The sequence below is a fragment of the Microbacterium sp. Root553 genome (assembly GCF_001426995.1).
GTDB lineage: Bacteria > Actinomycetota > Actinomycetes > Actinomycetales > Microbacteriaceae > Microbacterium.
Window position 1 is genome coordinate 120258 of sequence record NZ_LMFY01000002.1, and the last position, 16320, is coordinate 136577.

Annotated in this window: 27 protein-coding genes; 26 read left to right on the plus strand and 1 reads right to left on the minus strand. The window is 65.7% G+C overall.

Features of this window, described 5'->3' with window-relative positions:
• Positions 1–12: 12 nt before the first annotated feature.
• The 25 genes from rpsS to rplQ all read left to right on the plus strand — a co-directional run bounded on the left by rpsS (position 13) and on the right by rplQ (position 13732).
• On the plus strand, positions 13–294 hold the full coding sequence (gene rpsS / locus ASD43_RS14600; protein WP_017829205.1) for a 30S ribosomal protein S19: 282 nt from the start codon (positions 13–15) through the stop codon (positions 292–294).
• The gene (gene rplV, locus ASD43_RS14605) at positions 294–692 is read left to right on the plus strand and encodes a 50S ribosomal protein L22 (protein ID WP_045253841.1); all 399 of its coding nucleotides are present in this window, start codon (positions 294–296) and stop codon (positions 690–692) included. The genes rpsS and rplV overlap by 1 nt, the downstream gene beginning before the upstream one ends.
• Positions 692–1447, plus strand: coding sequence for a 30S ribosomal protein S3 (gene rpsC / locus ASD43_RS14610; RefSeq protein WP_017201587.1), 756 nt, complete (start codon positions 692–694; stop codon positions 1445–1447). Before rplV ends, rpsC begins: the two co-directional genes overlap by 1 nt.
• Entirely contained in the window at positions 1447–1866 is a 420-nt protein-coding gene (gene rplP, locus ASD43_RS14615; protein WP_045253840.1) for a 50S ribosomal protein L16, read from the plus strand. Before rpsC ends, rplP begins: the two co-directional genes overlap by 1 nt.
• Entirely contained in the window at positions 1866–2183 is a 318-nt protein-coding gene (rpmC, locus tag ASD43_RS17565; protein ID WP_017829202.1) for a 50S ribosomal protein L29, read from the plus strand. Before rplP ends, rpmC begins: the two co-directional genes overlap by 1 nt.
• Positions 2183–2515, plus strand: a complete 333-nt coding sequence (rpsQ, locus tag ASD43_RS14625) for a 30S ribosomal protein S17 (protein WP_052677685.1) — start codon at positions 2183–2185, stop codon at positions 2513–2515. The genes rpmC and rpsQ overlap by 1 nt, the downstream gene beginning before the upstream one ends.
• Entirely contained in the window at positions 2512–2880 is a 369-nt protein-coding gene (gene rplN / locus ASD43_RS14630; RefSeq protein ID WP_050722502.1) for a 50S ribosomal protein L14, read from the plus strand. Before rpsQ ends, rplN begins: the two co-directional genes overlap by 4 nt.
• A 3-nt stretch (positions 2881–2883) precedes the next feature.
• The gene (rplX, locus tag ASD43_RS14635) at positions 2884–3243 is read left to right on the plus strand and encodes a 50S ribosomal protein L24 (RefSeq protein WP_045253837.1); all 360 of its coding nucleotides are present in this window, start codon (positions 2884–2886) and stop codon (positions 3241–3243) included.
• A complete protein-coding gene (gene rplE, locus ASD43_RS14640) occupies positions 3243–3833 on the plus strand; it encodes a 50S ribosomal protein L5 (RefSeq protein WP_045253836.1) in 591 nt (196 codons plus the stop codon). Before rplX ends, rplE begins: the two co-directional genes overlap by 1 nt.
• A 121-nt stretch (positions 3834–3954) precedes the next feature.
• Positions 3955–4353 carry a 30S ribosomal protein S8 gene (gene rpsH, locus ASD43_RS14645; RefSeq protein WP_045253835.1) on the plus strand — a complete coding sequence of 133 codons (399 nt, stop codon included), beginning with the start codon at positions 3955–3957 and terminating at the stop codon, positions 4351–4353.
• A 6-nt stretch (positions 4354–4359) separates the two neighbouring features.
• Entirely contained in the window at positions 4360–4896 is a 537-nt protein-coding gene (rplF, locus tag ASD43_RS14650; protein WP_045253834.1) for a 50S ribosomal protein L6, read from the plus strand.
• A 2-nt stretch (positions 4897–4898) separates the two neighbouring features.
• A complete protein-coding gene (gene rplR, locus ASD43_RS14655; RefSeq protein WP_029260926.1) occupies positions 4899–5258 on the plus strand; it encodes a 50S ribosomal protein L18 in 360 nt (119 codons plus the stop codon).
• Between the two features lie 20 nt (positions 5259–5278).
• The gene (gene rpsE / locus ASD43_RS14660; RefSeq protein WP_279625477.1) at positions 5279–5971 is read left to right on the plus strand and encodes a 30S ribosomal protein S5; all 693 of its coding nucleotides are present in this window, start codon (positions 5279–5281) and stop codon (positions 5969–5971) included.
• Entirely contained in the window at positions 5971–6156 is a 186-nt protein-coding gene (gene rpmD / locus ASD43_RS14665) for a 50S ribosomal protein L30 (RefSeq protein ID WP_042538783.1), read from the plus strand. Before rpsE ends, rpmD begins: the two co-directional genes overlap by 1 nt.
• Entirely contained in the window at positions 6156–6782 is a 627-nt protein-coding gene (gene rplO / locus ASD43_RS14670) for a 50S ribosomal protein L15 (RefSeq protein ID WP_082539484.1), read from the plus strand. The genes rpmD and rplO overlap by 1 nt, the downstream gene beginning before the upstream one ends.
• A gap of 102 nt (positions 6783–6884) precedes the next feature.
• Positions 6885–8207: a preprotein translocase subunit SecY gene (gene secY, locus ASD43_RS14675; RefSeq protein WP_056420002.1), complete on the plus strand. Its 1323-nt coding sequence runs from the start codon at positions 6885–6887 to the stop codon at positions 8205–8207.
• Positions 8204–8800, plus strand: coding sequence for an adenylate kinase (locus tag ASD43_RS14680; RefSeq protein ID WP_056420004.1), 597 nt, complete (start codon positions 8204–8206; stop codon positions 8798–8800). The genes secY and ASD43_RS14680 overlap by 4 nt, the downstream gene beginning before the upstream one ends.
• 9 nt (positions 8801–8809) lie before the next feature.
• Positions 8810–9658: a type I methionyl aminopeptidase gene (map, locus tag ASD43_RS14685; RefSeq protein ID WP_056420011.1), complete on the plus strand. Its 849-nt coding sequence runs from the start codon at positions 8810–8812 to the stop codon at positions 9656–9658.
• Positions 9659–9816: 158 nt separating this feature from the next.
• Complete coding sequence (locus ASD43_RS14690; protein WP_056420014.1) at positions 9817–10485, plus strand: DsbA family protein; 669 nt, start codon at positions 9817–9819, stop codon at positions 10483–10485.
• Between the two features lie 172 nt (positions 10486–10657).
• Positions 10658–10879: a translation initiation factor IF-1 gene (infA, locus tag ASD43_RS14695; RefSeq protein ID WP_017201569.1), complete on the plus strand. Its 222-nt coding sequence runs from the start codon at positions 10658–10660 to the stop codon at positions 10877–10879.
• A gap of 64 nt (positions 10880–10943) precedes the next feature.
• A complete protein-coding gene (gene rpmJ, locus ASD43_RS14700) occupies positions 10944–11060 on the plus strand; it encodes a 50S ribosomal protein L36 (protein WP_005050492.1) in 117 nt (38 codons plus the stop codon).
• 167 nt (positions 11061–11227) lie between these two features.
• Positions 11228–11602, plus strand: a complete 375-nt coding sequence (gene rpsM, locus ASD43_RS14705; RefSeq protein WP_045253827.1) for a 30S ribosomal protein S13 — start codon at positions 11228–11230, stop codon at positions 11600–11602.
• Between the two features lie 31 nt (positions 11603–11633).
• Entirely contained in the window at positions 11634–12032 is a 399-nt protein-coding gene (gene rpsK / locus ASD43_RS14710) for a 30S ribosomal protein S11 (protein ID WP_045253826.1), read from the plus strand.
• A gap of 134 nt (positions 12033–12166) precedes the next feature.
• Positions 12167–13156: a DNA-directed RNA polymerase subunit alpha gene (locus ASD43_RS14715; protein WP_017829188.1), complete on the plus strand. Its 990-nt coding sequence runs from the start codon at positions 12167–12169 to the stop codon at positions 13154–13156.
• Between the two features lie 33 nt (positions 13157–13189).
• Entirely contained in the window at positions 13190–13732 is a 543-nt protein-coding gene (gene rplQ, locus ASD43_RS14720) for a 50S ribosomal protein L17 (RefSeq protein WP_056420016.1), read from the plus strand.
• A 67-nt stretch (positions 13733–13799) separates the two neighbouring features.
• Here the strand turns inward: rplQ and ASD43_RS14725 are convergent, their stop codons facing one another.
• Positions 13800–15374, minus strand: a complete 1575-nt coding sequence (locus ASD43_RS14725) for an AMP-binding protein (RefSeq protein WP_056420019.1) — start codon at positions 15372–15374, stop codon at positions 13800–13802.
• A gap of 128 nt (positions 15375–15502) precedes the next feature.
• Here ASD43_RS14725 and ASD43_RS14730 point away from each other — a divergent pair, with 128 nt between their 5' ends.
• Entirely contained in the window at positions 15503–16303 is an 801-nt protein-coding gene (locus ASD43_RS14730) for a sulfite exporter TauE/SafE family protein (protein WP_056420023.1), read from the plus strand.
• Positions 16304–16320: the final 17 nt, after the last annotated feature.

Sequence of the window (16320 nt, forward strand, 5' to 3'; positions counted from 1 at the left end):
GAGTAAGAGAAGATGCCTCGCAGTCTTAAGAAGGGCCCCTTCGTCGACGATCACCTGCTTCGCAAGGTGGTCGTGCAGAACGAAGCCGGCACCAAGAACGTCATCAAGACCTGGTCTCGCCGGTCCATGATCATCCCGGCCATGCTGGGTCACACGATCGCGGTCCACGACGGTCGCAAGCACATCCCCGTGTTTGTCTCCGAGACCATGGTCGGTCACAAGCTGGGCGAGTTCGCGCCCACCCGCACCTTCCGCGGCCACGAGAAGGACGACAAGAAGGGACGGCGTCGCTGATGGTCGAATCGATCGCACGCGTGCGACACATCCGTGTGACCCCTCAGAAGGCTCGTCGTGTCGTCGCGCTCATCAAGGGCAAGCAGGCTCAGGAGGCTCTCGCCATCCTGAAGTTCGCGCAGCAGAGCGCCAGTGAGCCGATCTACAAGCTTGTCGCGTCGGCCATGGCCAACGCGCAGGTCAAGGCGGATCGCGACGGAGAGTTCCTCGACGAGCAGGACCTGTACGTGGCTAACGCCTACGTCGACGAGGGCACGACGCTCAAGCGTTTCCAGCCCCGTGCACAGGGTCGCGCTTTCCAGATCAAGAAGCGCACGAGCCACATCACGGTCGTGCTCTCGACGCCGGAGGCGGCCCCGGCCGCCAAGGGCGACAGCAACAAGAAGGCGAGCAAGTAATGGGACAGAAGGTAAACCCGTACGGCTTCCGTCTCGGCATCACCACGGACCACGTGTCGCGCTGGTTCTCGGACTCGACGAAGCCCGGTCAGCGTTACGCCGACTACGTCGCCGAGGACATCAAGATCCGCAACCTGCTGAAGACGCAGCTCGACCGCGCCGGTGTCTCGAACATCGAGATCGAGCGCACCCGTGACCGCGTCCGCGTCGACATCCACACCGCCCGTCCGGGCATCGTGATCGGTCGTCGTGGAGCCGAGGCCGAGCGCATCCGTGGCGACCTCGAGAAGCTCTCGGGCAAGCAGATCCAGCTGAACATCCTCGAGGTCAAGAACCCCGAGGCCGACGCTCAGCTCGTCGCACAGGGTATCGCCGAGCAGCTCTCTGCTCGTGTGGCGTTCCGTCGTGCGATGCGCAAGGGTCTCCAGGGCGCGCAGCGCGCTGGCGCCAAGGGCATCCGCATCCAGGTCTCCGGCCGTCTCGGCGGCGCCGAGATGAGCCGTTCGGAGTTCTACCGCGAGGGTCGTGTGCCGCTGCACACGCTGCGCGCGAACATCGACTACGGCTTCTACGAGGCCAAGACCACCTTCGGCCGCATCGGCGTGAAGGTCTGGATCTACAAGGGCGACCTGACGGCGAAGGAGCTCGCTCGCGAGCAGGCCAACGCTCCCAAGGCTCGTCGTGATGACCGTGGTGGCGACCGTCGTCGTGCACCGCGCAACGAGGCACCCGTCGCAGAAGGAGCGTCTGCCTGATGCTTATTCCCCGCAAGGTCAAGTTCCGTAAGCAGCACCACCCCGGCCGCAGTGGCCAGGCGACCGGTGGCACGAAGGTCTCCTTCGGCGAGTACGGCATCCAGGCGCTCACGCCTGCCTACGTGACGAACCGTCAGATCGAGTCCGCTCGTATCGCGGTCACGCGTCACATCAAGCGTGGCGGCAAGGTGTGGATCAACATCTACCCCGACCGTCCCCTCACGAAGAAGCCTGCCGAGACCCGAATGGGTTCCGGTAAGGGTTCGCCGGAGTGGTGGGTCGCCAACGTCAAGCCGGGTCGCGTCCTCTTCGAGGTCGCCGGTGTGAGCGAGGAACTCGCTCGCGAGGCACTGACCCGTGCAATTCACAAGCTGCCGTTGAAGGCACGCATCATCAAGCGCGAGGAGGGCGACGCGTAATGGCGATCGGCACCAAGGAGCTCGCTCCGGCAGAGCTCGACACGTTCGAAGACCAGCGCCTCGTCGAGGAGCTGCGTAAGGCCAAGGAGGAGCTGTTCAACCTCCGTTTCCAGTCGGCCACCGGCCAGCTGGAGAGCCACGGCCGCATCCGCGCGGTCAAGCGCGACATCGCGCGCCTGTACACCGTGATCCGCGAACGTGAGCTGGGCATCCGTGCGACGCCCGCTCCGGTCGAGGCTCCGGCCAAGAAGGCGACCAAGTCGAAGGCGAAGAAGGCGGACTCCGCCGACGACGCCGTGAAGGAAGAGGCTGAGTGATGGCCACCAAGAAGGAAGCGACTGTGGAGACGCAGGCCGCAGGGCACGAGTCGGCTGCACACGACGTGCGCGACTCCGCGGCTCGCGGTTACCGCAAGACCCGTCGCGGCTACGTCGTCAGCGACAAGATGGACAAGACCATCGTGGTCGAGGTCGAGGACCGCGTGAAGCACCCGCTTTACGGCAAGGTCATCCGCCGCACCTCGAAGGTCAAGGCGCACGATGAGGCGAACTCCGCCGGCATCGGCGACCTCGTCCTGATCAACGAGACCCGCCCGCTGAGCGCCACGAAGCGCTGGCGTCTGGTGGAGATTCTGGAGAAGGCCAAGTGATCCAGCAGGAATCGCGCCTCAAGGTCGCCGACAACACCGGCGCCAAGGAGCTGCTCACGATTCGCGTGCTCGGCGGCTCGAAGCGTCGTTACGCCGGTCTCGGCGACACGATCGTCGCGACCGTCAAGGACGCGATCCCGGGCGGAAACGTCAAGAAGGGCGATGTGGTCAAGGCCGTCATCGTCCGCACGGTCAAGTCCACGCGCCGTCCCGACGGCTCGTACATCAAGTTCGACGAGAACGCCGCCGTCATCCTGAAGAACGACGGGGAGCCCCGCGGCACCCGTATCTTCGGACCGGTCGGTCGCGAGCTTCGTGACAAGAAGTTCATGAAGATCGTCTCGCTGGCGCCGGAGGTTATTTAAGTCATGGCGAAGATCAAGAAGGGTGACCTGGTTCAGGTCATCACCGGAGCGACGCAGGAGCGTGGCGGAGATCGCGGCAAGCAGGGCAAGGTCCTCGAGATCCTGTCCGACAAGAACCGCGTCATCGTCGAAGGCGTGAACTACGTCACCAAGCACACGCGCGTCGGACAGACGCAGCGTGGCACCAAGACGGGCGGTCTCGAGACTGTCGAGGCGTCCATCCACATCTCGAACGTCGCACTCGTCGACCCTTCGACCAAGAAGCCGACCAAGGTCGGCCACCGGGTCGAGGAGCAGACCAAGGACGGCGTCAAGCGCACCGTCCGCGTGCGGTACGCGAAGAAGTCAGGTAAGGACCTCTGATGGCAACCACCGACGCTGCGGTGGCTGGCAAGATCCAGCCCCGCCTGAAGGCGAAGTACAACTCCGAGATCAAGAAGGCCCTGCAGGAGGAGTTCGGCTACGCGAACGTCATGCAGATCCCCGGACTGGTCAAGGTCGTCGTGAACACCGGTGTCGGCGAGGCAGCTCGCGACAGCAAGGTGATCGATGGCGCGGTCGAGGATCTCACCAAGATCACCGGCCAGAAGCCGATCGTGACCAAGGCTCGCAAGTCGATCGCGCAGTTCAAGCTGCGTGAGGGACAGGCGATCGGCGCGCACGTCACCCTCCGCGGTGACCGCGCGTGGGAGTTCATCGACCGTCTCGTCTCGCTCGCTCTGCCCCGCATCCGCGACTTCCGCGGTCTCTCGGGCAAGCAGTTCGACGGAAACGGCAACTACACCTTCGGTCTCCAGGAGCAGAGCGTGTTCCACGAGATCGATCAGGACAAGATCGACCGGGTTCGCGGTTTCGACATCACCGTCGTCACCACCGCGAAGACGGACGATGAAGGTCGCGCGCTTCTGCGTCACCTCGGCTTCCCCTTCCGTACGGAAGACGCCAAGGCGTAAGCAGGTTTCGGGCGGGGCGCACAGCGCCCCGCCCGATCCCGTACAATTGAAGATTGCGTGTCATCGCAGGCCGTCTGTCGTGTAACGGCAGCCGGAACCTCATGAACAAAGGAAAACAACAATGACAATGACAGACCCGGTCGCAGATCTGCTGACCCGTCTGCGCAACGCGAACTCGGCGCATCACGATTCCGTGACCCTGCCGTCGAGCAAGCTCAAGACGCACATCGCCGAGATCCTCCAGCAGGAGGGCTACATCGCCGGATGGGAGACGACTGACGCACGCGTCGGCTCGAACCTCACCCTCCAGCTGAAGTACGGCCCCAACCGCGAGCGGTCGATCGCGGGCATCAAGCGCGTGTCGAAGCCCGGCCTCCGCGTGTACGCGAAGTCCACCGAGCTGCCCCGTGTCCTCGGCGGCCTCGGCGTGGCCATCCTGTCCACCTCCTCCGGTCTTCTCACCGACCGTCAGGCAGAGCAGAAGGGCGTGGGCGGAGAAGTTCTCGCCTACGTGTGGTAATCGAAAATGTCGCGTATTGGACGACTTCCCATCGACGTTCCCGCGGGCGTGACCATCTCGGTCGACGGCCGTGAGGTCGCGGTGAAGGGCCCCAAGGGTGAGCTCACCCTGACGGTCGCCAAGCCCATCGAGGTCGCGGTCGAGGAGAACCAGGTTCTGGTCTCCCGTCCCGACGACGAGCGCGAGTCGCGGTCGCTTCACGGCCTGACCCGCACGCTCATCAACAACAACATCATCGGCGTGACCCAGGGCTACACCAAGGGTCTCGAGGTCGTCGGAACCGGTTACCGCGTGGCGCAGAAGGGCAGCTCGGTCGAGTTCGCCCTCGGCTTCTCGCACCCGGTCCTCATCGACCCGCCCGCCGGCATCACGCTCACGGTGGAGGGCAACAACAAGCTCACCGTCAGCGGAATCGACAAGCAGGCTGTCGGCGAGGCAGCTGCGAACATCCGCAAGATCCGCAAGCCCGAGCCGTACAAGGGCAAGGGCGTGCGCTACGCCGGCGAGATCGTGCGTCGCAAGGCCGGAAAGAGTGGTAAGTAACCATGGCTCTCAAGTCAAAGTCTGACGCCCGCGCGCGTCGTCACGCCCGCCTTCGCAAGAAGGTCGTCGGCACCGAGGTGCGTCCGCGCCTCGTCGTCAACCGTTCGGCTCGCCACGTCTTCGTGCAGCTTGTCGACGACAGCAAGGGTCACACCGTTGCGTCGGCTTCGACGCTCGAGACCGACCTGCGCTCGCTCGAGGGTGACAAGACCGCCAAGGCCCGCAAGGTCGGCGAGCTTCTCGCCGAGCGCGCGAAGGCCGCTGGCGTTTCCGAGGCAGTGTTCGACCGTGGCGGCAACCGCTACGCCGGTCGTGTCGCCGCCATCGCCGACGGCGCCCGCGAAGGGGGTCTGGCACTGTGAGTGACAACAAGGAGAACGAAGTGACCGAAACGGCTGCTGCCGCTCCCGAGACGGCTCCTGTCGTCTCTGAGACGGCCGCCGGCACGACCCAGGCCGAGCCTGCCCGCGAGGGCCGCCGCGGTGGCGGTCGCGATCGCAACCAGGGTGGCGGTCGTGACCGCAACTCGCGCGACCGCGGCGACAACCAGTTCCTGGAGCGCGTCGTCACCATCAACCGCGTCTCGAAGGTCGTGAAGGGTGGTCGTCGCTTCAGCTTCACCGCTCTCGTGGTCGTCGGCGACGGCAACGGCCTGGTCGGCGTCGGCTACGGCAAGGCTCGTGAGGTCCCTCTGGCCATCCAGAAGGGCATCGAAGAGGCCAAGCGCAACTTCTTCCGCGTTCCGCGCGTCGGAAGCACCATCCCGCACCCCGTGCAGGGTGAGGCCGCAGCAGGCGTCGTCCTGCTCCGTCCGGCCGCTGCCGGTACTGGCGTCATCGCCGGTGGTCCGGTCCGCGCCGTGCTCGAGTGCGCCGGTATCCACGACGTGCTGTCGAAGTCGCTCGGTTCGTCGAACACGATCAACATCGTGCACGCCACGGTGACCGCCCTGAAGCAGCTCGAGGAGCCCCGTGCGGTCGCCGCACGTCGTGGCCTCGAGTTCGACCAGGTCGCACCCGCGCGTCTCGTCCGTGCGGAGGCTGACGCCATCGCCGCACAGAAGGTAGGTGCCTGATGGCTGCGCGCCTGAAGGTCACGCAGGTCAAGTCCAAGGTGAGCGAGAAGCAGAACCAGCGTGACACGCTGCGCAGCCTCGGTCTGAAGCGCATCGGTGACAGCACCGTGCGCCCCGACGACGCGCAGACGCGCGGTTACGTCAAGACCGTCGCCCACCTCGTCAAGGTTGAGGAGATCGACTAATGGCTGAGAAGAACGAAGCCGAAGGCGCCGAGAAGGCCCCGAAGAAGGCTGCCGCTCCCAAGGCCGCAGCCGCCAAGAAGCCCGCCGCCAAGAAGGCACCGGCCAAGGCGTCCGACGCCAAGGCCGACGCCGTCTCGAAGCCGGCTGCCAAGAAGGCTGCGCCGAAGAAGGATGCTCCGGCATCCCGCCCCGGCGTGCTGAAGGTCCACCACCTGCGTCCGGTCCCCGGATCCAACACCGCGAAGACCCGTGTCGGTCGCGGTGAGGGCTCCAAGGGCAAGACGGCGGGTCGCGGTACCAAGGGCACCAAGGCTCGCAACACCGTTCGCGTCGGCTTCGAGGGTGGGCAGATGCCTCTGCACATGCGCACCCCGAAGCTGCGCGGGTTCAAGAACCCGTTCCGCGTGGAGTACCAGGTCGTGAACCTGGAGAAGCTCGCGGAGCTGTACCCCTCCGGTGGCGATGTCACCATCAGCGACCTGGTCGCCAAGGGTGCCGTTCGCAAGAACGAGAAGGTCAAGGTTCTCGGAGACGGCGACATCGCCGTCAAGCTCACCGTCGCGGTCGACAAGGTCTCGGGTTCTGCCGAGCAGAAGATCGTGGCAGCAGGCGGATCCGTCAAGTAACCACTTCATGAGAGGGGTCGGAGATTCTCCGGCCCCTCTTATGGGTTAGCCTGTTCTTTCAGCCGTCCCTCAGGGACGGCAACCTTTTCAGGAGGAACGTCCTTGTTTAGCGCCATCGCGCGGATCTTCCGCACGCCCGACCTGCGTCGGAAGATCGGTTTCACCCTCGCCATCGTCGCCATCTACCGACTTGGCTCGAATGTCCCTGCTCCGTTCGTGAACTTCCCGAACGTCGAGGAGTGCCTCGCGCAGAACTCGGGCACCGAAGGACTCCTCGGGCTGGTCAACCTCTTCTCCGGCGGGGCGCTCCTCCAGCTGTCGATCTTCGCGCTCGGCGTCATGCCGTACATCACCGCGACGATCATCACGCAGCTCCTCCGGGTCGTCATCCCTCACTTCGAGGCACTGCACAAAGAAGGCCAGGCCGGCCAGGCCCGCCTGACGCAGTACACGCGGTACCTCACCATCGCGCTCGCGCTGCTGCAGTCCACGACCCTCGTCACGGTCGCCCGCAGCGGACAGCTGTTCGGCACCACCGACGTCGCCGCCTGCCAGAACCTGCTCACCAACGACGTGTGGTGGGCGCAGCTGCTCATCATCATGGCGATGACGGCCGGTACCGGGCTCATCATGTGGTTCGCGGAGCTCGTCACCGAGCGCGGCATCGGCAACGGCATGTCCCTGCTGATCTTCACCTCGATCGCCGCGACCTTCCCCGGGGCCATGTGGCTCATCTGGGAGAGCAAGGGCTTCGAGGTCTTCCTCCTGGTGCTCCTGGTCGGAATCATCGTGATGGCGCTGGTCGTGTTCGTCGAGCAGTCGCAGCGGCGCATCCCCGTGCAGTACGCGAAACGCATGGTCGGACGTCGGACGTACGGCGGCACCAACACGTACATCCCGATCAAGGTCAACATGGCCGGTGTGATCCCCGTGATCTTCGCCTCGTCGCTGCTGTACATCCCGGCGCTCATCGCCCAGTTCAACACCCCGCAGGACGGCTCGGAGCCGGCCGCGTGGGTCACCTGGGTCAGCACCAACTTCACCACGGGAAACCACCCGGTCTACATGGCCGCGTACTTCCTGCTGATCATCGGATTCACGTACTTCTACGTCGCGATCACCTTCAACCCCGTCGAGGTCGCCGACAACATGAAGAAGTACGGCGGGTTCATCCCCGGTATCCGTGCAGGTCGCCCGACCGCCGAGTACCTCGACTACGTGCTCACGCGCATCACGCTGCCCGGCTCGATCTACCTCGGTCTGATCGCACTGATCCCGCTCATCGCCCTCGCCACCGTCGGCGCCAACCAGAACTTCCCGTTCGGTGGCGCATCGATCCTCATCATCGTGGGCGTCGGTCTCGAGACGGTCAAGCAGATCGATGCACAGCTGCAGCAGCGTCACTACGAAGGGCTCCTCCGATGACGGCATCCGCTCGTCTCCTGATCGTCGGCCCCCAGGGGTCCGGCAAGGGCACGCAGGGCGTGCGCATCGCCGAGTCGTACGGGATCCCGGTCGTCTCGACCGGAGACATCTTCCGCGCGAACATCAAGGAGGGGACGCCGCTGGGCCAGCAGGTCACGGCGGTCCTCGACAAGGGCGATCTGGTTCCCGACGAGCTCACCAGCGAGATCGTGCGCGATCGTCTCTCTCAGGATGACGCGGCCGACGGCTTCCTCCTCGACGGGTATCCGCGCAACAGTGCGCAGGTCGCGCACCTCGACGCGTTCCTCGCCGGCCGCGGCGAGTCGCTCGACGCGGTGATCCTGCTCGACGTGTCGCGCGACGAGAGCATCCAGCGACTCAAGCTCCGCGCGGCGGAGCAGGGCCGTTCGGACGACACCGACGAGGCGATCGCCCACCGTCTCGACATCTACGAGCACGAGACGGCGCCGATCCTCGAGGTCTACGGCCCCCGCGGCATCGTCGACCGGATCGACGGCATCGGATCGCTCGACGAGATCACCGAGCGCATCTTCGCCGCGCTGGCCGCGCGCGGTCTCCGCCTCGCGGCCTGATCGCCTCCGATGTTCCGCAAGTCGATCTACAAGAACCCCGCGCAGCTGCGCGCGATGGTCGAACCCGGCCTCATCACGGCGGCGGCACTCGATGCCGTGCGCCCGCTGATCCGTCCGGGTGTCACCACGCTCGAGCTCGACGCCGAGGCGAACCGGGTGATCCTCGCCCGCGGTGCGGAGTCGAACTTCCAGCTCGTGCGCGGCTACCGGCACACGACCTGCATCTCCGTGAACGATGAGGTCGTGCACGGCATCCCCGGCGAGCGGATCCTGCAGGCGGGCGACATCGTCTCGATCGACTGCGGAGCGCAGTACCAGGGCTGGAACGGCGACAGCGCGATCACGGTCGTCGTCCCCGATGACAGCCGTCCCGAGCTGGTCGCTCAGCGTCTCGAGCTGTCCCGGGTCACCGAGGGCTCGATGTGGGCCGGTATCGCCGCGATGGCGTCCGCTTCGCATCTGGGCGACATCGGCGCCGCGATCCAGGGATTCATCGAGGCACAGGGGCCGTCAGCGGTCTCCGGCGAGACCTACGGGATCCTCCGCGAGTACGTCGGGCACGGCATCGGCCGCAAGATGCATGAGGCGCCGAGCGTCTTCAACTACCGCACGCCGGATCCCGGCGCGGAGGTCAAGCCGGGACTGGTGCTCGCGATCGAGCCGATGGTCACGGCGGGCAGCGACGAGACGTTCGTCGAGGACGACGAATGGACCGTGTCGACCGTCGACGGCACCGACGGCTCGCACTGGGAGCACAGCGTCGCGCTCCATGACGGGGGCATCTGGGTGCTCACCGCCGCAGACGGGGGAGCGGCGGGACTCGCCGCCTTCGGTGTGACGCCCACTCCCATCCCCTGACACCCGGTCCTGCGGCCGGAGCGATGATCGTCATGCAGAGCATCATCACAACGCGCGCATAGGTTTCTCCGGGCACAATGGGTGTATGGGTGCGCATGCACCCGAGGATTTCAGGCCGGGCCCGCAGCGGGCGCGGCCTCGACAGAAACGGAAGATCCATGGCAGCTGCGAAGAGCAACACCAACTGGTTCGTGATCGGCGTCTCGGCGGCAGTGGTGGTCGTGCTGGCCGTCCTCGCCCTCGTCGTGGTGAACCTCAACAACCAGGCGACCGCGCCGGGGCCGACCCCCGAGGCCAACGACACCTTCAATTCCGAGACGGGTGCCATCTCATTCGGAGACGGCAAGGACACCGTGTCGGTCTTCGTGGACTTCCAGTGCCCCATCTGCAAGAGCTTCGAGGATCAGTACGGCGCGGCTCTCGAAGAAGCGGCTGCTGATGGCCGAATCACTCTCGAGTACCACCCGATCGCGATCCTCGACCGCTACTCGCAGGGCACGGAGTACTCATCGCGTTCGGCAGGCGCCGCCGTGTGCGTTGCAGAGTCGAACCCGGAGCTCTACCTCGACTACGCCAAGACTCTCTTCGACAACCAGCCGGCTGAGAACTCCGCGGGGTTGACCACGCAGCAGCTCGCCGATTACGCCACGCAGGTCGGGGCGGACAAGGCCGCGTCCTGCATCACGGACGAGACCTACCGCAAGTTCGGCGTCTCCCAGGCCAAGAGCAATGAGATCTCGGGAACCCCGACGGTGATGGTGAACGACAAGCGTCTGAACCTCCAGGACCCGACCGACTTCAAGACGTTCACCGATCTGGTCAGCTGACCGTCGATCGGAAGTCGAGATGAAGGCGCATCCATTTGCCGGATGCGCCTTCATCGGATAACATAGATCCTTGGTGCTTTGCGCCTTGATTCGGCGTGTCTGAATCGGCGCGAGAACCGCAATCCAACCACCCACCGCAGATCGACCGGTCTGCAGAAGCGTCAGCGAGGCTATGGCTAAGAAAGACGGTGTCATCGAGATCGAGGGCGTGATCTCCGAGGCTCTTCCCAACGCGATGTTCCGCGTTGAACTGAGCAACGGACACAAGGTCCTGGCAACGATCTCAGGCAAGATGCGGCAGAACTACATCCGTATCATCCCCGAGGACCGCGTGGTCGTGGAGCTCAGCCCCTACGACCTCACCCGCGGCCGTATCGTCTACCGCTACCGCTGATCGGTCGAGAAGTAACGGCCTGCCCCAGCTCGGGGCGGTACGAAGACAGCGAACAGGAAATATCATGAAGGTCAACCCCAGCGTCAAGCCGATCTGCGATCACTGCAAGGTGATCCGTCGTCACGGCCGCGTCATGGTGATCTGCAAGAGCAACCCGCGCCACAAGCAGCGCCAGGGCTGACCCTCGTCGGCATCGCCGACAGGGATCTTCGGATCGACTCACAACTCAACACACACCGGCAGGATCAGATCCTCCGTCAGGCTCAGGAGCCGGCGGAGGGGACACCTCGGGGCAGAGGCCCGAGCACCGATCCTGCTCCACACCTCTAAGAAACCCAGGAGAACCGCATGGCACGTCTTGCCGGCGTTGACATCCCGCGCGACAAGCGCGTGGTGATCGCCCTTACCTACATCTACGGCGTCGGCCGTACCCGCTCGGTCGAGATCCTCAAGGCGACGGACATCGATGAGAGCATCCGCGTGAAGGACCTCAGCGACGACCAGCTGATCGCCCTCCGCGACCACATCGAAGGAACCTACAAGGTGGAGGGTGACCTGCGCCGCGAGGTCGCCGCAGACATCCGCCGCAAGGTCGAGATCGGCTCCTACGAGGGCATCCGCCACCGTCGTGGCCTCCCGGTCCGTGGTCAGCGCACCAAGACCAACGCCCGTACCCGCAAGGGCCCGAAGCGCACCGTCGCAGGCAAGAAGAAGGCCCGCTAAGCGCGGCCCCAGGGACTAGGAGAACACTTTCATGGCTGCACCCAAGGCCGCCGCGCGCAAGCCGCGCCGCAAGGAAAAGAAGAACATCGCACTGGGCCACGCCCACATCAAGTCGACGTTCAACAACACGATCGTCTCGATCACCGACCCGTCCGGAGCTGTCATCAGCTGGGCATCGTCGGGTGGCGTGGGCTTCAAGGGCTCGCGCAAGTCGACCCCCTACGCCGCAGGAATGGCTGCCGAGTCGGCCGCCCGCCAGGCGCAGGAGCACGGCGTCAAGAAGGTCGACGTCTTCGTCAAGGGACCGGGCTCGGGTCGCGAGACCGCGATCCGTTCGCTGACGGCCGCCGGCCTCGAGGTCGGTTCGATCCAGGACGTCACCCCGCAGGCGCACAACGGTTGCCGCCCGCCGAAGCGTCGCCGCGTCTGATCCGGCTCGTCGAGCCGCCCGCGCCTTCGGGCCCGGGCGGCTCGACGCCCGCCCCGCGGGCATCGACTCATACAACTCAAGACCTCACCCCACCACATGTCATATAGCGGTCATGTGATCGAAAGGAACACAGAGTGCTTATTGCACAGCGTCCGACACTCACCGAGGAAAAGATCGTCGAGAACCGGAGCCGGTTCATCATCGAGCCCCTGGAGCCCGGCTTCGGATACACGATCGGCAACGCGCTGCGTCGCAGCCTGCTGTCGTCGATCCCCGGCGCCGCGGTCACCAGCGTTCGCATCGACGGCGTGCTGCACGAGTTCAGCACCATCCCCGGCGTGAAGGAGGATGTCACCGAGATCATCCTCAACATCAAGCAGCTCGTCGTCTCCTCGGAGCGCGACGAGCCCATCACCGCGTACCTGCGCAAGACCGGTTCGGGCGAAGTCACCGCCGCCGACATCTCGGCTCCGGCCGGTGTCGAGATCCAGAACCCCGAGCTCGTCATCGCGACTCTCAACGAGACCGCGAAGTTCGAGCTCGAGCTCACGATCGAGCGTGGACGTGGCTACGTCTCCGCGACGCAGAACCGCAACGAGTACGCCGAGGCCGGTCAGATCCCGATCGACTCGATCTACTCGCCGGTGCTCAAGGTCAGCTACCGCGTCGACGCCACCCGTGCGGGTGAGCGCACCGACTTCGACAAGCTCGTCCTCGACGTCGAGACCAAGTCCGCCATCAGCCCCCGCGACGCCGTCGCGTCGGCTGCGAAGACGCTCACCGAGCTGTTCGGTCTCGCTCGCGAGCTGAACGTCGAGGCAGAGGGAATCGAGATCGGCCCGGCACCGGTGGAGGCAGTGAACTCCAGCGAGCTGTCGATGCCGATCGAAGACCTCGACCTCTCGGTCCGCTCGTACAACTGCCTGAAGCGTGAAGGCATCAACACTGTTTCCGAGCTCGTCGCCCTCTCGGAGACGCAGCTCATGAACATCCGCAATTTCGGCCAGAAGTCGGTCGACGAGGTGCGCGACAAGCTCATCTCGCTCGGTCTGTCGCTCAAGGATTCGGTGCCCGGTTTCGACGGCGCCCACTTCTACGGCGGCAGCGAAGACGAGTCCTTCTGATACCCGACCCTTCTGACCAGGAGTTAGACGATTATGCCCAAGCCCACTAAGGGTCCCCGCCTCGGAGGCGGCCCCGCACACGAGCGCCTGCTGCTTGCCAACCTCGCGGCTGCTCTGTACACCCACAAGTCGATCAAGACGACCGAGACCAAGGCCAAGCGCCTTCGTCCGCTCGCCGAGCGCCTGATCACCTTCGCCAAGCGCGGGGACCTGCACGCTCGTCGTCGCGTTCTCTCGGTCATCGGCGACAAGAGCGTCGTGCACACTCTCTTCACCGAGATCGCACCGCTCGTCGCAGACCGTGAGGGTGGCTACACCCGCATCACGAAGGTCGGCAACCGCAAGGGCGACAACGCTCCCATGGCCGTGATCGAGCTCGTCCTCGAGCCCGTCACCCCCAAGGCGAAGTCGACCAAGAAGTCCGCCAAGGCCGAGAAGCCCGCCGAGGTCGTCGAGGAGGCTCCCGCTGAGGAGGCTCCCGTCGAGGAGGCTCCCGCTGACGAGGCCGGCGCCGAGTCGCAGGCCGAGGGCGAGTCCGCCGAGGCCGCTGCCGAGGACGCCAAGAAGTCCGAGTAAGCATCTCGCACGAAGAAGCCCGCCGCCCCGAGAGGGACGGCGGGCTTCTTCGCGTTCGGGGTGGGGGTCAGACTCTGGCGCGCAGGTCCTTGCGCAGGATCTTGCCGGATGCCGACTTGGGGATCGCGTCGATGAATTCCACCTGTCTGACCTTCTCGTGCGGCGCGACGTGGGTGGCGACATGCGCCATCACGGCATCCGCATCGAGCTCCGCGCCCTGCTGTACGACGACGAACGCCTTCGGCACCTCCTGACCGTCGTCGTCGAAGGCGCCGATCACGGCGGCGTCCGCGATGGCGGGATGCTCGAGCAGCACCGCCTCGAGCACCGCGGGTGCCACCTGGTAGCCCTTGTACTTGATGAGCTCCTTCAGCCGGTCGACGATCCGGAAGACGCCGTCTTGGGTGACCGTGGCCACGTCGCCGGTGTGCAGCCACCCGTCGGCATCCAGCATCTCGGCCGTCGCGTCCGGGCGGTTGAGGTAGCCCTTCATCACCTGCGGTCCGCGGATCAGGATCTCGCCGGGCGCGCTCACGCCGTCGGCGGGGGCGTCGATGTCGCTCCCGTCCTCCGCGAGCAGCCTGGCCTCGGTGTTCGCGAGCAGCATTCCGACGGAGGACCGGTCGATCTCCGGGCGGTCATACGGGATGGCGTGGGTCACGGGACTCGTCTCGGTCATGCCGTACCCCTGGCAGACGACGCAGTCGAGACGCTCGGCCACCGCGGCCGCGAGCGTGCCGTCGAGAGGCGCCGCTCCCGAGAACACGACCGTGATCGCAGAGGTGTCGAACTGGTCGACCAGCGGATGCTTGGCCAGGGCGACGGCGATGGGCGGGGCGATGAACACCCAGTTCGTGCGGTGCTCCTGAACGACACGGAGGAACTCGGCCAGGTCGAACTTCGGCATCGTGACCAGCGCAGCACGCTGGCGCAGGGCGAAGTTCAGCAGCACGGTCATGCCGTAGATGTGGAAGAACGGGAGCACCGCGAGAACCCGGTCGCCGTCGCCGACGGAGATCGTGGTGCGACACTGGCTCACATTCGCGATGAGGTTGCGGTGCGTGAGCATCACACCCTTGGGCCTGCCGGTGGTGCCGGAGGAATAGGGGAGGACTGCGAGGTGCGTGGCCGGGTCGAAGTCGACCTCCGGGGCGGATCTGCCCTCTCCGAGCAGAGCGGGCAGCGAGGGGTGCCCGTCGGCCCCGTCGAGGACGATCACATGGTCGTCGTCGAAGCCCAGCGCGGCAGCCGCGGCCTTCGCGCCCGCAAGCAGAGGCGACACGGTGATCACCCACGAGGCCTCGGCATCGGCGAGCTGGTTGGCGATCTCGTCGGACGTGTAGAGGGAGTTGATCGTCGTCGCGGTGGCTCCCGCGCGCAGGATGCCGTGGAAGATCGTCGCGAACGCCGGGATGTTGGGGCACAGCACTCCCACCACGGTGCCCACCCCGACGCCGCGTGCGGCGAGGGCCCCTGCGAACAGGTCGATCTGCGCGATCAGCTGGCGGTAGGTGGTGGTGGCCCCGCTGACCCCGTCGACGAGGGCGACGGCGTCGAGGCGATCCTCCGCCACGTCGCCGAACAGGAACTCGTGGATCGAGACGTCGGGGATCTCGATATCGGGATAGGAACTGCGCACCATGAGATCTCCTTCGATCCGGGGAGGCGACGACGTCGTCTGGTGCGATCCAGTGTCGCACAACTCGGCACCCGGTCCCAGTGGTGCGCACAAGAGTCGGAGCAGAGCGGACCCGAGAGTAGGCTGATGCGGTGACTGATGCAGAGACCCGACACAGAGGGCCTCGTGCCTATACGGCGTTCATCGGGATCGGCCTCCTCGCGGGCCTCCTCTCCGGACTGTTCGGGGTGGGCGGCGGCACGGTCATCGTCCCGCTGCTCGTGCTGTTCCTGCACTTCAATCAGCGACTCGGTGCCGGGACCTCGCTCGCCGCCATCGTCCCGACCGCGACGGTCGGCGTCATCTCCTACGCGCTCAACGATTCGGTCGCCTGGATCCCCGCGCTGATCCTCGCCGCGGGAGCGGTGGTCGGAGCCCAGATCGGCACCCGGTTGCTGCCGCGGATCTCGCAGACCGTGCTGCGATGGTTCTTCGTCGGCTTCCTCGTGGTCGTGATCGTCAGCCTGTTCCTGGTGATCCCGTCTCGGGACGCCGAGTTCGAGCTGCACCTGCTCACCGGCATCGCCCTCGTCGCGGTCGGTGTGGGCACCGGCATCCTCGCCGGGCTCATCGGCGTCGGCGGCGGGATCGTCGTGGTGCCGATCCTCATGCTCGCCTTCGGCACCAGCGACCTCGTGGCCAAGGGGACCTCGCTGCTGATGATGATCCCCACTGCGATCTCGGGGACCATCGGCAACCTCCGCAATCGCAACGTGGATCTGACCGCCGCGGCGATCGTCGGCATCTCGGCCTGCACGACGACGGCGCTCGGGGCGTGGCTGGCGACGCTCATCGACCCGCTCCTCGGCAACATGCTGTTCGCGGCATACCTCGTCTTCATCGCCGTGCAGATGGCGATCAAGGCGATCAAGGGGCACCGGAAGGGCGACTGAGGGCGGCGACGTCGCAT

What these genes read in the sequence shown, in the direction of transcription:
- rpsS (WP_017829205.1), top strand. Translation starts at nt 13, where the DNA reads ATGCCTCGCAGTCTTAAGAAGGGCCCCTTCGTCGACGATCACCTGCTT.
- rplV (WP_045253841.1), top strand. Translation starts at nt 294, where the DNA reads ATGGTCGAATCGATCGCACGCGTGCGACACATCCGTGTGACCCCTCAG.
- rpsC (WP_017201587.1), top strand. Translation starts at nt 692, where the DNA reads ATGGGACAGAAGGTAAACCCGTACGGCTTCCGTCTCGGCATCACCACG.
- rplP (WP_045253840.1), top strand. Translation starts at nt 1,447, where the DNA reads ATGCTTATTCCCCGCAAGGTCAAGTTCCGTAAGCAGCACCACCCCGGC.
- rpmC (WP_017829202.1), top strand. Translation starts at nt 1,866, where the DNA reads ATGGCGATCGGCACCAAGGAGCTCGCTCCGGCAGAGCTCGACACGTTC.
- rpsQ (WP_052677685.1), top strand. Translation starts at nt 2,183, where the DNA reads ATGGCCACCAAGAAGGAAGCGACTGTGGAGACGCAGGCCGCAGGGCAC.
- rplX (WP_045253837.1), top strand. Translation starts at nt 2,884, where the DNA reads ATGGCGAAGATCAAGAAGGGTGACCTGGTTCAGGTCATCACCGGAGCG.
- rplE (WP_045253836.1), top strand. Translation starts at nt 3,243, where the DNA reads ATGGCAACCACCGACGCTGCGGTGGCTGGCAAGATCCAGCCCCGCCTG.
- rpsH (WP_045253835.1), top strand. Translation starts at nt 3,955, where the DNA reads ATGACAATGACAGACCCGGTCGCAGATCTGCTGACCCGTCTGCGCAAC.
- rplF (WP_045253834.1), top strand. Translation starts at nt 4,360, where the DNA reads ATGTCGCGTATTGGACGACTTCCCATCGACGTTCCCGCGGGCGTGACC.
- rplR (WP_029260926.1), top strand. Translation starts at nt 4,899, where the DNA reads ATGGCTCTCAAGTCAAAGTCTGACGCCCGCGCGCGTCGTCACGCCCGC.
- rpmD (WP_042538783.1), top strand. Translation starts at nt 5,971, where the DNA reads ATGGCTGCGCGCCTGAAGGTCACGCAGGTCAAGTCCAAGGTGAGCGAG.
- rplO (WP_082539484.1), top strand. Translation starts at nt 6,156, where the DNA reads ATGGCTGAGAAGAACGAAGCCGAAGGCGCCGAGAAGGCCCCGAAGAAG.
- ASD43_RS14680 (WP_056420004.1), top strand. Translation starts at nt 8,204, where the DNA reads ATGACGGCATCCGCTCGTCTCCTGATCGTCGGCCCCCAGGGGTCCGGC.
- map (WP_056420011.1), top strand. Translation starts at nt 8,810, where the DNA reads ATGTTCCGCAAGTCGATCTACAAGAACCCCGCGCAGCTGCGCGCGATG.
- ASD43_RS14690 (WP_056420014.1), top strand. Translation starts at nt 9,817, where the DNA reads ATGGCAGCTGCGAAGAGCAACACCAACTGGTTCGTGATCGGCGTCTCG.
- infA (WP_017201569.1), top strand. Translation starts at nt 10,658, where the DNA reads ATGGCTAAGAAAGACGGTGTCATCGAGATCGAGGGCGTGATCTCCGAG.
- rpmJ (WP_005050492.1), top strand. Translation starts at nt 10,944, where the DNA reads ATGAAGGTCAACCCCAGCGTCAAGCCGATCTGCGATCACTGCAAGGTG.
- rpsM (WP_045253827.1), top strand. Translation starts at nt 11,228, where the DNA reads ATGGCACGTCTTGCCGGCGTTGACATCCCGCGCGACAAGCGCGTGGTG.
- rpsK (WP_045253826.1), top strand. Translation starts at nt 11,634, where the DNA reads ATGGCTGCACCCAAGGCCGCCGCGCGCAAGCCGCGCCGCAAGGAAAAG.
- rplQ (WP_056420016.1), top strand. Translation starts at nt 13,190, where the DNA reads ATGCCCAAGCCCACTAAGGGTCCCCGCCTCGGAGGCGGCCCCGCACAC.
- ASD43_RS14725 (WP_056420019.1), bottom strand. Translation starts at nt 15,374, where the DNA reads ATGGTGCGCAGTTCCTATCCCGATATCGAGATCCCCGACGTCTCGATC.